General features: G+C 63.2%; 11 protein-coding genes and 5 tRNA genes. 11 read left to right on the top strand and 5 right to left on the bottom strand.

Annotated features, from left to right (window positions below):
- Window positions 1–124: 124 nt before the first annotated feature.
- The 7 genes from gltX to GCT19_RS03135 all read left to right on the top strand — a co-directional run bounded on the left by gltX (window position 125) and on the right by GCT19_RS03135 (window position 3075).
- The gene (gltX, locus tag GCT19_RS03165; RefSeq protein WP_152850994.1) at window positions 125–1534 is read left to right on the top strand and encodes a glutamate--tRNA ligase; all 1410 of its coding nucleotides are present in this window, start codon (window positions 125–127) and stop codon (window positions 1532–1534) included.
- Window positions 1535–1653: 119 nt separating this feature from the next.
- Window positions 1654–1729 (top strand) — tRNA-Ala (locus GCT19_RS03160).
- Between the two features lie 188 nt (window positions 1730–1917).
- Window positions 1918–1993: transfer RNA gene (locus GCT19_RS03155), tRNA-Glu, on the top strand.
- A 91-nt stretch (window positions 1994–2084) separates the two neighbouring features.
- Window positions 2085–2161 (top strand) — tRNA-Asp (locus GCT19_RS03150).
- Between the two features lie 61 nt (window positions 2162–2222).
- Window positions 2223–2298: transfer RNA gene (locus tag GCT19_RS03145), tRNA-Glu, on the top strand.
- Between the two features lie 81 nt (window positions 2299–2379).
- A tRNA-Asp gene (locus GCT19_RS03140) sits at window positions 2380–2456 on the top strand.
- A 154-nt stretch (window positions 2457–2610) separates the two neighbouring features.
- On the top strand, window positions 2611–3075 hold the full coding sequence (locus GCT19_RS03135; protein WP_018435490.1) for a GNAT family N-acetyltransferase: 465 nt from the start codon (window positions 2611–2613) through the stop codon (window positions 3073–3075).
- A 47-nt stretch (window positions 3076–3122) separates the two neighbouring features.
- On the opposite strand, the gene GCT19_RS03130 is transcribed toward GCT19_RS03135, so the two are convergent.
- Window positions 3123–4022 (bottom strand): AraC family transcriptional regulator, encoded by a 900-nt coding sequence (locus GCT19_RS03130; RefSeq protein ID WP_018435491.1) that lies wholly within the window; start codon window positions 4020–4022, stop codon window positions 3123–3125.
- Window positions 4023–4204: 182 nt separating this feature from the next.
- Between GCT19_RS03130 and GCT19_RS03125 the strand changes: the two genes are divergently transcribed.
- Window positions 4205–4606, top strand: coding sequence for a gamma-glutamylcyclotransferase family protein (locus GCT19_RS03125; protein ID WP_013089737.1), 402 nt, complete (start codon window positions 4205–4207; stop codon window positions 4604–4606).
- Between the two features lie 127 nt (window positions 4607–4733).
- Here GCT19_RS03125 and aceB read toward each other — a convergent pair whose 3' ends face one another.
- Both aceB and GCT19_RS03115 read right to left on the bottom strand, forming a co-directional pair.
- A complete protein-coding gene (gene aceB / locus GCT19_RS03120) occupies window positions 4734–6326 on the bottom strand; it encodes a malate synthase A (RefSeq protein ID WP_152850993.1) in 1593 nt (530 codons plus the stop codon).
- Between the two features lie 75 nt (window positions 6327–6401).
- The gene (locus tag GCT19_RS03115; RefSeq protein WP_152850992.1) at window positions 6402–7220 is read right to left on the bottom strand and encodes a haloacid dehalogenase type II; all 819 of its coding nucleotides are present in this window, start codon (window positions 7218–7220) and stop codon (window positions 6402–6404) included.
- Between the two features lie 135 nt (window positions 7221–7355).
- Between GCT19_RS03115 and GCT19_RS03110 the strand changes: the two genes are divergently transcribed.
- Together GCT19_RS03110 and GCT19_RS03105 are read left to right on the top strand one after the other, a co-directional pair.
- A complete protein-coding gene (locus GCT19_RS03110) occupies window positions 7356–8258 on the top strand; it encodes a LysR family transcriptional regulator (protein ID WP_018435494.1) in 903 nt (300 codons plus the stop codon).
- Window positions 8259–8385: 127 nt separating this feature from the next.
- On the top strand, window positions 8386–8820 hold the full coding sequence (locus GCT19_RS03105) for a universal stress protein (RefSeq protein WP_018435495.1): 435 nt from the start codon (window positions 8386–8388) through the stop codon (window positions 8818–8820).
- Window positions 8821–9088: 268 nt separating this feature from the next.
- On the opposite strand, the gene aceA is transcribed toward GCT19_RS03105, so the two are convergent.
- Together aceA and GCT19_RS03090 are read right to left on the bottom strand one after the other, a co-directional pair.
- Window positions 9089–10393 carry an isocitrate lyase gene (aceA, locus tag GCT19_RS03100; protein WP_026228698.1) on the bottom strand — a complete coding sequence of 435 codons (1305 nt, stop codon included), beginning with the start codon at window positions 10391–10393 and terminating at the stop codon, window positions 9089–9091.
- 401 nt (window positions 10394–10794) lie between these two features.
- Window positions 10795–12411, bottom strand: coding sequence for a DEAD/DEAH box helicase (locus tag GCT19_RS03090; RefSeq protein ID WP_152850990.1), 1617 nt, complete (start codon window positions 12409–12411; stop codon window positions 10795–10797).
- 8 nt (window positions 12412–12419) lie between these two features.
- Here GCT19_RS03090 and GCT19_RS03085 point away from each other — a divergent pair, with 8 nt between their 5' ends.
- A complete protein-coding gene (locus GCT19_RS03085) occupies window positions 12420–12626 on the top strand; it encodes a hypothetical protein (protein ID WP_152850989.1) in 207 nt (68 codons plus the stop codon).
- Window positions 12627–12718: the final 92 nt, after the last annotated feature.

The following is a 12718-nucleotide window of genomic DNA, read 5'->3' as shown; positions in this document are numbered from 1 at the left end:
GCTCTTGCACCTATTTTTCCCTCGTGGCCGTGCGCGACATCGCGCGCAGCATGGGCACGCTTCGCTGCCGCGCTTGCAGCCATGTTCGCCTGAGCGCCGGCGCCTGTTTTCCGAGTAACCGCTAATGACCACCTCCGTTCGTACCCGTTTCGCACCGAGTCCCACCGGCTTCATCCACCTGGGCAACATCCGCTCCGCGCTGTATCCGTGGGCGTTCGCGCGCAAGATGAAAGGGACCTTCGTGCTGCGGGTCGAGGACACCGACCTCGAGCGCTCCACGACCGAGTCCGTCGACGCGATTCTCGAAGGCATGGCATGGCTCGGTCTCGATTTCGACGAAGGCCCGTTCTACCAGATGCAGCGCATGGACCGCTACCGCGAAGTGCTGAAGCAGATGCAGGACGCAGGGCTCGTCTACCCGTGCTACATGTCGACCGAAGAGCTCGATGCGCTGCGCGAGCGTCAGCGCGAAGCGGGCGAAAAGCCGCGCTACGACGGCACGTGGCGCCCGGAGCCGGGTAAGGTGCTACCGGAGCCGCCCGCGGGCGTGACGCCAGTGCTGCGCTTTCGTAATCCGCTGACCGGCGTGGTCGCGTGGGACGACGCAGTGAAAGGCCGCATCGAAATCTCGAACGAAGAACTCGACGATCTCGTGATCGCCCGGCCGGACGGCACGCCGACGTATAACTTCTGCGTCGTCGTCGACGATCTCGACATGCGCATCACTCACGTGATTCGCGGCGACGACCACGTCAACAACACGCCGCGGCAGATCAACATTCTGCGCGCGCTCGGCGGCCAGCCGCCGGTGTATGCACATCTGCCGACCGTGCTGAACGAGCAGGGCGAGAAGATGAGCAAGCGCCACGGCGCGATGAGCGTGATGGGTTACCGCGATGCAGGGTATCTGCCGGAAGCGGTCGTCAACTATCTGGCGCGCCTCGGCTGGTCGCATGGCGACGCGGAGATTTTCACGCGCGAGCAGTTCGTCGAGTGGTTCGATCTCGAGCACCTCGGCAAGTCGCCGGCGCAGTACGACCATGACAAGCTGAACTGGCTCAACGCGCACTACATCAAGGAAGCGGACAATGCGCGACTCGCCGAACTGGCGAAACCGTTCTTCGCGGAACTCGGCATCGACGAAGCCACGCTCGCGCAAGGTCCGGATTTGACGGGCGTGGTGGGCCTGATGAAGGATCGTGCGTCGACCGTGAAGGAGATCGCGCAGAACGCCGCGATGTTCTATCGAACGCCGGCACCCGATGCCGAGTCGCTCGCCCAGCACGTGACCGACGCGGTTCGTCCCGCGCTCGCTGATCTGGCCGCTGCGTTGAAGACGGTCGAGTGGACCAAGGAGGCGATCGCCGCCGCGCTGAAGGCTACGCTCGGTGCCCATAAGCTGAAGATGCCGCAGCTCGCGATGCCGGTGCGTTTGCTGGTGGCGGGTACGACGCATACGCCGTCGATCGATAACGTGCTGATGCTGTTCGGTCGCGAAGCCGTCGTTGGCCGCATCGAAAAAGCGCTCGGTTGATCAGCCGCGACGTGTGTGAGAGGTTTCACATGCCTTTGGAAAAAATTCGCATGTAATTGCTCAAAGGGTATTTACAAAGCGCAGATCGCCCTCTAGAATCTCGTTTCTCTGATGTGCGCGGGGGTATAGCTCAGCTGGGAGAGCGCTTGCATGGCATGCAAGAGGTCAGCGGTTCGATCCCGCTTACCTCCACCAACACAGCAGAAAAGTTAAAGTGGTTAAGAAGTCTGAAAGTTGTAGAAAAAAAGACTTCACAAATCGCTGAAACGTAGTTAAAATAACGGTCTTCGCAGTTGACGACAAAACAGCTTGGCGATTTAACTGAAAAGTTAAATCGAGTTGTTCAAGTCGAAAGCGAATTAAGACGGATCTGAAAAGATTTTGTCCCCTTCGTCTAGAGGCCTAGGACATCACCCTTTCACGGTGAGTACAGGGGTTCGAATCCCCTAGGGGACGCCAAACATCAGCGTCGCTTTAGTATTCGAGTAGTAGTAAAGCGGCTGCAGCTTGCAGAGAATTAACCGACGCTCGCAAGCAGGGTGTAAAGACTGGAGTGGTAGTTCAGTCGGTTAGAATACCGGCCTGTCACGCCGGGGGTCGCGGGTTCGAGTCCCGTCCACTCCGCCAGACAAAGCCCGTTCACACATACCTGAACGGGCTTTTTCATTAAAGGTGTAAGCAGTACGTTGTCCCCTTCGTCTAGAGGCCTAGGACATCACCCTTTCACGGTGAGTACAGGGGTTCGAATCCCCTAGGGGACGCCAGAACATCGGCGTCGTTCGGTTGGAAGTTTGAACGGTGCAGCAGCCTGAGAGCATGGCATCAGGGGCTGCGATGCAAAATCTGGAGCGGTAGTTCAGTTGGTTAGAATACCGGCCTGTCACGCCGGGGGTCGCGGGTTCGAGCCCCGTCCGCTCCGCCAGATTTGAAAAAGCCCACTTCGCAAGAAGTGGGCTTTTTTTATTTGCTTCCGCTGTCCGTTACCGGCCGCCTCGCGAAAGGCTCGGGACAAACAGCCATTGCCAGCGCGCGCGGCCTGTTTTACCGTTGATCCGACTCATCCTCGCGGTCCTGCCATGTTCGATCCCACCGAAGCCCCGTCACCGTTTCATCTGCGCACGGCCAGCATGGACGATTTCGAGTTTGCCGAGGCGCTGACCCGCAACAACATGGGCGGCTACTATCGCCGGCATCATCTGGTGTGGCGCAGCGATCTGTTTCTCGGCAGTTGGCGCGAATCGGAGAATTTCATTCTCGAAATGGATGGCGTGCCGATGGGCGTGCTGCGTATCACCGAGGAAGGTGATTCGCTGCATATCCGTGACGTGCAGATTGCCGAAGGATATCGGCGGCTTGGCGCTGGTACGTTTCTTCTCGACATCTCGCATCAATGGGCGCGCGAGCGCGGGCTGCGCGAATTGCAGTTGCGCGTGTTCGTCGATAATCCGGCGGCGCGGCTCTATCAGCGCAAGGGCTATAAGCTCGCCGGTCCGCGGCTCGCGCAGCTAGGTGCAATCCGTCATCTGGCGCGGCGGGTTTGAGGCCGGGTCTGCGTGGATCGCCGACGCGCATCGCCAGGGATCGTCATTCACCGCTCAGCAACGTCAGCCGAGCCGGCTTCGTCCTGTACCGTTTCATCATCCGCTTGCGCATCGTCATGCGCGCCGTTGCTCGCGCGATGCTCTGCGCCTCGTTCGATAAACGCGCGTGGACTCGCGCCGAACGCGCGCCGGAACATTGCAGAGAAGGCGCTCTGGCTCTGATAGCCCAATTCCTGCGCGACGTGCGACAGCGGCCGCCCTTGGCTCAACAATGGAATGGCGCGCGCGAGAATCGCCTGCTGACGCCACTGCGAAAAGCTCACCCCCAACTCCTGGCGGAACAGCCGCGCGATCGTGCGCGTGCTCGCGCCCACCGTCGATGCCCACTGTTCGAGCGACTCGCCATGCATCGGGTCGGCGATCACGGCCTCGCACAGCGCGCGCAGGCGCTTTTCGCTGGGCATCGGTACGGACAGCGGCAACGGCTCGGAGCGCGTCAGTTCATCCAGCGCGAGCGCGCCGAGCAATTGCTCGCGCGCAGCGGACAGGCCAGGCATATCGAGCGCGGCAATCACCTCGCGCAACAGGTTCGATACTTCGACGACGCGAGGCGTATCGAGCCCGGCGGGCACCGTATTCTCGGTGATGTACAGCGTGCGCAGGAACGCATCCTCGACGGCGACCACTTCGTGCGTGACATGCGGCGGCAACCAGATCGCGCGCGATGGCGGCACCATCCACGTCGTGCCCGTTGTCGCGACGCGCAGCACGCCGCGCGACGCATACGCGACCTGCGCCCATGCATGCGTATGACGCGCGATATGCCAGCCCGCCGGCATGGGCCGCGAGCGCACGCGGATCGGATGCGTGTCGTTCGGCGCGAACTCGGGCGGTATGTCGGCGAAACGCACGTGGCTCAGCGGGTTGGAGTCGGCGGACGAGGGCATGGCAAGGTCGGTTCGGATAACGGAGCCGGCAACGGCGAAGCGCGGTCGAGGCCATTCACCGGCGCGGGTTCCAGGCATTGTAGATCGTGCGTGGTTGCTGATGCCGACCGGCCACCGTTGCATAATGTCCCGATGGCCCCCCGCGCCACCCAATCACCTCTGACCACGGAGACTCAACGACGATGCAGACCGTCTTTGTCTACGGCACGCTGCGTGCCGGTGAAACCAACGACATCAGCGAAGCCGCCGCGCGCAACGACCTGCCCGCGCCAAGCCTGCTCGGCAGCACTACGGTGCGCGGCCATCTGTTCGATTTTGGCGACTATCCGGGCCTCGTCGTCGACGAAGCGGGCGTCGACGTGGTCGGCGACGTCTACGAAATCGACGATGCGCTCGTCGCGGTGCTCGACGAGATCGAAGCCGTTTATCCGGGCGTCGACGATCGTTTTCTGGCGCGCGAGGTGATGGTCAAAGTAGACGGCGACGTCGTGAACTGCCGCTTCTATCCGGTCGCGCCGAACGCGGTCAAAGGGCTGCCCGAAATTCGTTCGGGGGATTGGGTCAAACATCGGCGCACGCGCTGAGCTGGTCCACCAAGGCGAGCGAAAAAAACGGCGCGCCACGTACGTCCGCGGCGCGCCGTCATTCGAATAGATGTGATCAACCGGCTCGAGCAGGTTCAATGCGCCCGAGCCCGCATCATCGACACCATCAAATCTCTTCGTAAAGCGGCAGCGTCAGAAAATCGGTGAACTGCTCCGCGGTCGACATCTGCTCGAAGATCTGCGCGGCGCGTTCATACGGCTTCGTATCTCCGCCCACCGTTTGCTTGACCTTGTCGAGTTCCTGCCCCGCGAGCGCACGCACCAGTTCGACCGTCACCTTGCGGCCGTCGTCGAGCTTGCCCTTCGGCGAGCGGATCCACTGCCACACCTGCGAGCGCGAAATCTCGGCGGTGGCCGCGTCTTCCATCAGGTTGTGAATCGGCACACAGCCATTGCCCGCGAGCCACGAACCGAGGTAGTGAATGCCGACGTTGATGTTGTTGCGCAAGCCCGCTTCGGTGATCGGCGTTTCCGGGCGGAAGTCGAGCAGATCGGTCGCGGTCACGAGCACGTCGATGCGCTGCTTGTCGATCTGATTCGGCCGGTCGCCGAGCACCTTGACGAATTCTTCCATCGCGACCGGCACGAGACCCGGATGCGCGACCCAGCCGCCGTCGTAGCCATCGCCCGCGTCGCGCGCCTTGTCCGAGCGCACGCCGGCCATTGCCTTGTCGTTCGCGGCCGCATCGTTCTTGATTGGAATCAGCGCGCTCATGCCGCCGATCGCCGGCGCGTTGCGGCGATGGCAGGTCTTCAGCAACAGCAGCGCGTACGCGCGCATGAACGGCGCGGTCATCGTGATCTGCGAGCGATCGGCGAGGCAGAAGTCGCGGTCGCTCTTGAACTTCTTGATCGCGGAGAAGATGTAGTCCCAGCGGCCCGCGTTCAAACCCGAGCTATGCTCGCGCAGCTCGTACAGGATTTCATCCATTTCGAATGCGGCGACGATCGTCTCGATCAGCACCGTCGCGCGAATCGTGCCGCGCGGCACGCCAACGGCTTCCTGCGCGGCGATGAAGATGTCGTTCCACAGGCGCGCCTCGAGATGGCTCTCCATCTTCGGCAGATAGAAGTACGGGCCCGATCCGCGCGCGATCAGTTCCTTCGCGTTATGCACCATGTACAGCGCGAAATCGAAGATGCCGCCCGACACGCGCTCGCCGTCGACCTTCACGTGCTTCTCGTCGAGATGCCAGCCGCGCGGGCGCACGATCAGCGTCGCGGTCTTGTCGTTGAGCCGGTACGACTTGCCGTTCTGTTCGAGAGAAATCGTGCGGCGTACCGCGTCCTTCAGATTGACGTGACCGGTGATCTGATTGTCCCAACTCGGCGCATTCGAATCCTCGAAGTCGGTCATGTAGGAGTCCGCGCCCGAATTGAGCGCGTTGATGATCATCTTGCGCTCGACCGGCCCGGTGATCTCGACGCGCCGGCACTGCAGATCCTGCGGCAGCGGCGCGATCTTCCAGTCGCCTTCGCGCACGCTCTTCGTGGCGGCGAGGAAGTCGGGCCGCTCGCCCGCGTCGAGCCGTTTCGCACGTTCGACGCGCGCCTGCAGCAACTGCTGACGGCGTGGCTCGAACGTACGATGCAAGGCCGCGACGAGTTCCAGCGCTTCGCGGGTGAGGATCGCTTCAAAGCCGGGCTTGATGTCGCCGGTGATCTCCATGCCTTGCGGCAACGACAGCGGATTAGCCATGTTTTCTCCTTGGTCGGTCAGATTGCAAAAATGCGAAGGTTGAAAAGAGCAAGTGAGTGCACGAGCGCGAGGGCGTCATACGCGCGGGCTGGCGCGCTTGCGGCTGCCACTGCCCTGAGTTTTGGTTTGGCGGCTGCCGGTCGAGCGCGACGACGTCGACAGTGTCCGCAGAAAGCCCAGCAGATCGTTCATGCCGCCGCCGGTGCCGTGCGGTGTCACGCCAAGCTCTTCGACGGGCAGGTTCTGCCGGTTCAGCCAGAACGTCGTGAAGCCGAACCAGGTCGCACCCGCGACGTCCCAGCCGTTCGACGACACGAACACGATCTCGCGCGCGGCCACGCCGAACGCATCGGGACCGAGCGCATACGCGGCGGGCGAGGGTTTGTACGCGCGCACGGCGTCGACCGACAGCACGTGATCGAACAGGGCGCTCATGCCGGCGCTCTTGACCGCGATGTCGAGCATTTGCGGATTGCCGTTGGACAGAATCGCGAGCCCGAGTCTGAACCCGGCACGCGGCGCGGCGGCGGGCTCGCGCAACGCGCGCAGCACCGGCACCGCGTCGGGAAACGCTGACAGGCACGCGTATTCGTCCATCAGACGCTTTTCGGCCGAGCGGCCGAGCGTGAGCTGCAGTCTTTTCGCGGCGAAGCGCAGTGCGTCGAGCGTGATGTCCCAGAACGGGCGGTAGTGTTCGCCGGGCGCGTCGGTGCGCGCGGCGAGCGTGCGCAGCTGCGTGTATTCGATCTGCTTCTGGCGCCACAGCTGGGACAATGCGTCGCCGTGTCCGGGGAACAGTTGCTCCGCGGCCGCGATCACCGAATGCACGTCGAACAACGTGCCGTAGGCGTCGAAAATCACTGCTCGCGGTGAAGGTGTCGTTGTGGCCGACATTGCCATGCGCTCCTGTCAGAGGTCGAGATCGATTGTATTGGTGACCTTAGGTGCTAAAAAATAGGCTAAATATCACTTGATCTTTTACTTTCATATACCTAATCTCACACGGAACCCTCACTTTTGCGCCGTTTCATGGACCGTTTCAAGCAGATCGAGACCTTCGCCACTGTCGCGGCCAAAGGCAGCCTGTCCGCGGCGGCGCTCGCCGAGGGCGTCGCGCCCGCGATCATCGGCCGGCGCATCGACGCGCTCGAGGAGCGTCTCGGCGTCAAGCTGCTGGTGCGCACGACGCGCAAAATCACGCTGACCTTCGAAGGCTCCGCCTTTCTCGAAGACTGCCAGCGCATCCTTCACGACATGCAGAACGCCGAGGCGAGCGTGTCGGCCGGCGGCGTGAAGGCGAGCGGCCATCTGCGGCTGTCGGCGCCGGCCGGCTTCGGGCGGCGGCACGTGGCGCCACTGGTGCCCGCGTTCACGGTCGCGCATCCGGACGTGTCGATCACGCTCGATTTGTCCGATCGTCTCGTCGATCTCGTCAACGAGGGTTTCGATTGCGCGGTGCGGCTCGGCGAGTTGCCCGATTCGTCGCTGGTGTCGCTGAAGCTTGCCGAAAACCGCCGCGTGTGTGTCGCGTCGCCCGCGTATCTGAACCGGCGCGGGGCGCCGCATAGTCTCGCCGAGCTCGCGCGCCACAACTGTCTCGCGCTCGGCGCGAGCGCGAACCAGCAGCGCGGCTGGATGTTCCAGCAAGACGGCAAGGTCGTTTCGATCAAGGTGTCCGGCACGATGGAATGCTCGGACGGCGCGGTGCTGCACGAATGGTGTCTCGCCGGACACGGACTCGCGTGGCGCTCGTGGTGGGAGGTCGGCGCGGACCTCGCGGCGGGGCGCCTCGTCACGGTGCTCGACGAATTCGCCGCGCCGCCGATCGGCATCCACGCGGTGTTTCCACAACGCCGTCATCTGCCGCTGCGGGTGCGGCTGTTTCTTGATTTTCTCAAGCATACGTACGGCGAACCCGGTTACTGGGACTGACGCGCCAAGCCCCAGACGGACGCAATTGCCCGCATTCATACGCATTACAATCGCTTCGAGCAGCCTGCACCCTGGGCTTTGTTGGACGCTGACGCCGTGCTGCGCGCAGCCGGCGACGGAGGGCATCATGTTCAGGCACATCCTGGTTCCGACCGATGGTTCAGATCTGTCACGCAAGGCGATAGCGGGCGCGATCGATCTCGCGCAGGCCGTGGGCGCCCGCGTGACCGCGTACGCATGTCTGCCGCAATATCCGTACTCGCCGTTCTCCGATGTCGCGGTCGAACCACCCGGCGAGTTCCTGCAACGCAGCGAGCGCGAAGCCCGCGTGCATCTGCGCGAAGTCGAGCATGCGGCCCACCGCGTCGGCGTCCACGTCGAGAGCCGCACGAGCGTGCATCCGGCGCCGTATCTCGGCATCATCGAAGCGGCCGAGCAGGGCGGCTGTGACGTGATCTTCATGGCGTCGCATGGGCGGCGCGGGCTCGGCAGCCTGTTGATCGGCAGTGAAACGCAGCGCGTGCTCACGCATACGAAAATTCCTGTGATCGTCTATCGCTGAATCGCCTGGCGCCGCCGGCGGCGTGCCGGCATGCGTGGCCTTCGAAAAAAAACGCGCCGGCGGCGAAGCCGGCGCGTTCAGGTTCGCCGCACGCTTGCCGCGTGCTGGCTTCTCTCAGACCCCGGCCGCTGGCGTGCGCACTAATGCTTCTGCCAATCCGGTACGGCGCGGCCCTCCCTGTGTCGGCGGCACTCTGACGGTGCTGCTCGACATTTGCCGATCGTTGCTGCGTTCAGGCCACGAGACTACGTGACCCGACCGGCTGATCTCAGGCGACCTTCTTGTCGAAGAACTGTTCGTTTTCCGTCGAACCGTGCAGCGCGGTCGTCGATGCTTCGCGCTCGACCGTCTGCGTGACCGCGTCGAAGTAGCCGGTGCCGACCTCGCGCTGGTGCTTGACCGCGGTGAAGCCCTTTTCGGCCGCCGCGAACTCGGCCTGCTGCATCTCGACGAACGCGGTCATCTGGTTGCGCGCATAGCCGTAAGCGAGGTTGAACATCGAGTAGTTCAGCGCGTGGAAGCCGGCCAGCGTGATGAACTGGAACTTGTAGCCCATTGCGCCGAGCTCGCGCTGGAACTTTGCGATCGTCGCGTCGTCGAGGTTCTTCTTCCAGTTGAACGACGGCGAGCAGTTGTACGACAGCAGCTGGTCCGGGTACTCCTTGTGGATCGCGTCGGCGAATTTCTTCGCGAACTCGAGGTCCGGCTTGCCGGTTTCGCACCAGATCATGTCGGCGTACGGCGCGTACGCGAGACCGCGCGAGATCGCCTGCTCGAGACCCGGCTTCGTGCGATAGAAGCCTTCGACGGTGCGCTCACCGGTCAGGAATGGCCGGTCGTTGTCGTCGATGTCCGAGGTCACGAGGTCGGCGGCTTCCGCGTCGGTGCGGGCGAGCAGCACGGTCGGCACGCCCGACACGTCGGCGGCCAGACGCGCGGCGGTCAGCTTGGCGACGGCTTCGCGGGTCGGCACGAGCACCTTGCCGCCCATGTGGCCGCACTTCTTGACCGATGCGAGCTGGTCCTCGAAGTGCACGCCCGACGCGCCCGCTTCGATCATCGCCTTCATCAGTTCGAACGCGTTCAGCACGCCGCCGAAACCGGCTTCCGCGTCGGCGACGATCGGCGCGAAGTAATCGACGTAGCCTTCATCGCCCGGATTCTTGCCTTCCGACCACTGGATCTGGTCGGCGCGCGTCAGCGTGTTGTTGATGCGCTTGACGACGAGCGGCACCGAGTTGGCCGGATACAGCGATTGGTCCGGGTACATTTCACCGGCAACGTTGGCATCGCCCGCGACCTGCCAGCCCGACAAATAGATCGCCTTCAGACCGGCCTTCACTTGCTGCATCGCCTGGTTGCCGGTCAGTGCGCCGAGCGAGTTGACGAACGGCTCGCTGTTCACTGCGGCCCACAGCTTTTCGGCGCCGCGCTTCGCAAGCGTGTGCTCGGGTTGCACCGAGCCGCGCAGGCGCACCACGTCTTCGGCCGAGTAGGTGCGCTTGACACCCTTCCAGCGCGGGTCCGTTTCCCATTGCTGCTTGAGTTGCTGCACTTGCTGTTCGCGGGTCATTGTCATGATGTGCTCCTTCGATGCCAGTTATGGAGGATGGGTGACTCTGTCTTCTCGAAGCATCGGGCCCGAAGAGGCGTTCTGGTTCGTGAAGTCTTATATAAGAGTCTAGGCAAATCGATGGGCGCGCAATAGACGCCGCGAAACGTTTTTCCAATATTTATTTTTACGTTAAATCAATGTCTTATATTTCGCATTTCGCGATAAGAAACGATATTTTCCCTGTTGCAATAGCCGTTCTTGTGCCGTGCAGCATGATTTTTTACGACGCAAAAAATTTTTTTACATCGTGAAATTTGGGGCGGGCAGTCGATAGGCGAAAAAAAACCGGCGCCTGAGCGCCGGTCTTCTACTGTTGTCACGGTGGCCCGAAGCCGTCCGCTCAGTCTGGTGCGTAGCGATTAGCTGCCGCGACGTGCCGAACGGGGACCGTCGTTGCGGCGCGCACCGTAGCCGTCACGTGAACCGTAGCTGTCACGCGAACCATAGCCGTCACGCGAACCGCCGTGGCTTTCGCGCGAGCCGTAGCCATCACGCGAGCCGCTGGCCGACTTGTTGCCCCAACCGCCGCCATTGCCGTTGCCATTGGCGTTGCCGTTGCGCGAGCCGCCGTAGCCGCCCGGCTTGCCCGAGCCGCTGCCGAAGCGGCGGCCGTTACCGCCCGGACGGCCGCGGCCACCGAAGCCAGGACGGCCGTTGCCCGAAGGCGGCGCCTTGCGCGGCTCGAAGCCTTCGACGACGTTGACCGGCAGCGGCGTGCGCACGAAGCGCTCGATGCGCTTCAACGCGCCCTGTTCGGCGTGATGCACGAGGCTCACCGCGATGCCCGAGCGGCCCGCGCGGCCGGTACGGCCGATGCGGTGCACGTAGTCTTCGGCGAACTTCGGCAGGTCGTAGTTGAACACGTGCGTGATGCCCGGGATGTCGATACCGCGAGCCGCGACGTCGGTCGCAACCAGCACGCGCACGCGGCGCTCGCGCAGAGCGCGGATCGTGCGGTTACGCGCGCCTTGCGGCAGGTCGCCGTGCAGCGCGGCCGATTCGAAACCGGCGTCGGCCAGACGGCCTGCCAGCTGGTCGGCGTCCATCTTGGTTGCCGTGAAGACGATGGCCTGGTCGAGGCCGTCGTCGCGCAGCAGATGGTCGAGCAGACGATCCTTGTGATCGCGGTCGTCGACGTAGTGGACGGTTTGCGCGATGTTGGTGCGCTGTTCCAGGCGCTGGACGATCTCGATGCGCTCCGGATCCTTCAGCAGACGGCCGGTCAGCGAGCCGATCTTGCCGTCGAGCGTAGCCGAGAACAGCATGGTCTGACGCGTAGCCGGCGTCTCGGCGACGATCGTGTCGATGTCGTCGATGAAGCCCATGTCGAGCATGCGGTCGGCTTCGTCGAGCACGAGGATCTGCAGTTGCGACAGATCGATGCGGCCGCGCTCGAGGTGGTCGATCAAACGGCCCGGCGTTGCAACGAGGATTTCAGGGTTCTTCGCGAGCAGCATCAGCTGCTGGCCATAAGCGACGCCGCCCAGAATGCTGACGGTGCGCAGGCGCTTCAGGTGCTTGCCGTACGTCGCGGCGGCGGTCGTGACCTGCATTGCGAGTTCGCGGGTCGGGGTCAGCACCAGCATGGTCGGACGTGCGACCGGCTGCGGACGGCGGCCACGGCCACCGTCGACCGGGCGCGGTTCGCGCGGCTGGCTTGCCTGGGCCTTTTGCATCTGCGCGAAACGCTCGATGGCGGGCAGCATGAAGGCGGCGGTCTTGCCCGAGCCGGTCGGGCTCGAAACCAGCAGATCGCGGCCGGCGATACCGGCCGGCACCGCGCGTTGCTGCACCGGCGTCGGGTGCTCGTAGCCAGCGGCGGTCAGCGCGGAGACGACTTCCGCGGACAGGCCGAGCGACGCAAAGCTTGGCTTGGAGTCAGCTTGCGCGGCGGCTTCGGGAGTGGCGGGCGTAAGACCGAGTGCTTCGTCGGCGATGGCGTTCAACGGGCTGCTGGGGGTGTTGCTCAAAGTCATGTGAATCCTTGAAAACGATCCTGGGTGGTTCATCGGATGAAAACGTCAACGCCAATCGGCATACCCAAGTCGTCGGATTCAGCGAGCAAAAAAGCAGCGAGCAAATCGAAAAACGGGGGCAACTCGCGACAATGAAGGCGAGTTTTTCGTTAGAAGCTGTATCGGATGCGACGTGCCAACATGGCGAGCCGCCAGCCTGGGACTTGAGCCCGTAGGGGGCTAGGCAGAAGGGGACAGGTTCTAAACTGGATTGGAGCAAACGCTATGGGACGCTGCGCCGCGAGGACCGCTAGAAAAACGGGCAAAG

This window comes from Paraburkholderia atlantica, assembly GCF_009362785.1.
GTDB lineage: Bacteria > Pseudomonadota > Gammaproteobacteria > Burkholderiales > Burkholderiaceae > Paraburkholderia > Paraburkholderia atlantica.
Note: the sequence above shows the minus strand (reverse complement) of the source record. Positions and strands in the feature narration are given on the sequence as shown.

Excerpts from the sequence above, each read along its gene's own strand:
- GCT19_RS03135 (WP_018435490.1), top strand. The coding sequence starts at position 2,611 with ATGTTCGATCCCACCGAAGCCCCGTCACCGTTTCATCTGCGCACGGCC.
- gltX (WP_152850994.1), top strand. The coding sequence starts at position 125 with ATGACCACCTCCGTTCGTACCCGTTTCGCACCGAGTCCCACCGGCTTC.
- aceA (WP_026228698.1), bottom strand. The coding sequence starts at position 10,393 with ATGACCCGCGAACAGCAAGTGCAGCAACTCAAGCAGCAATGGGAAACG.
- GCT19_RS03115 (WP_152850992.1), bottom strand. The coding sequence starts at position 7,220 with ATGTCGGCCACAACGACACCTTCACCGCGAGCAGTGATTTTCGACGCC.
- GCT19_RS03110 (WP_018435494.1), top strand. The coding sequence starts at position 7,356 with ATGGACCGTTTCAAGCAGATCGAGACCTTCGCCACTGTCGCGGCCAAA.
- aceB (WP_152850993.1), bottom strand. The coding sequence starts at position 6,326 with ATGGCTAATCCGCTGTCGTTGCCGCAAGGCATGGAGATCACCGGCGAC.
- GCT19_RS03105 (WP_018435495.1), top strand. The coding sequence starts at position 8,386 with ATGTTCAGGCACATCCTGGTTCCGACCGATGGTTCAGATCTGTCACGC.
- GCT19_RS03125 (WP_013089737.1), top strand. The coding sequence starts at position 4,205 with ATGCAGACCGTCTTTGTCTACGGCACGCTGCGTGCCGGTGAAACCAAC.
- GCT19_RS03130 (WP_018435491.1), bottom strand. The coding sequence starts at position 4,022 with ATGCCCTCGTCCGCCGACTCCAACCCGCTGAGCCACGTGCGTTTCGCC.
- GCT19_RS03090 (WP_152850990.1), bottom strand. The coding sequence starts at position 12,411 with ATGACTTTGAGCAACACCCCCAGCAGCCCGTTGAACGCCATCGCCGAC.